Raw genomic sequence first — 509 nt, forward strand, 5'->3', positions numbered from 1 at the left:
CGCAAGTCGCTGTTGGCCGTCAGCGAAGTGTCCGTGTCACTGGCCAGAGCGGACACCGTCCCGAGCCCGAGGTCCGTCTTCAATGCGGCCGTGGAAACCACCGGGTCAAGAACCCCACCGGTGACGTGCGTGTAGCCTGTCCCGGCCGGTGCCGGTCCGGTCGCCCCCGTGGCTCCTGTGGGACCTGTCGGCCCGCGCTTGGCAATGTCCAGCGTGACGGGATCGCCGTTCGACCAGATGGACCCGAAGCTTCCGAGGTAAGTCACGCCAATCGTGTAATAGGTCGTGTTGTTGGTCGCCGCCGTGACCACAAAATTAGCGGCATTGGCCAACCCGCCGGATGTCGTTGGCTTGGTGTAAAGCTTGATCCGGTCACCGACTGCGACATCGGCCAATATGCCACTGCCGGACGAAGCCGTAAATGCCGCCGTTGTGCTGGCGAAAATATTGGTGACGCTGGAGATGGTCGCGTTGTTGCAACGCACGTTGCCGGGGAATGTGCCGGCCGT

General features: G+C 62.9%; 1 pseudogene. It reads right to left on the reverse strand.

Annotated elements, in window-relative coordinates:
• Positions 1-395, reverse strand: a pseudogene (locus BGIM_RS48030) (hypothetical protein); the annotation flags it as partial.
• Between the last annotated feature and the right edge of the window lie 114 nt (positions 396-509).

The organism is Zavarzinella formosa DSM 19928 (assembly GCF_000255705.1).
Classification (GTDB): Bacteria; Planctomycetota; Planctomycetia; order Gemmatales; family Gemmataceae; genus Zavarzinella; species Zavarzinella formosa.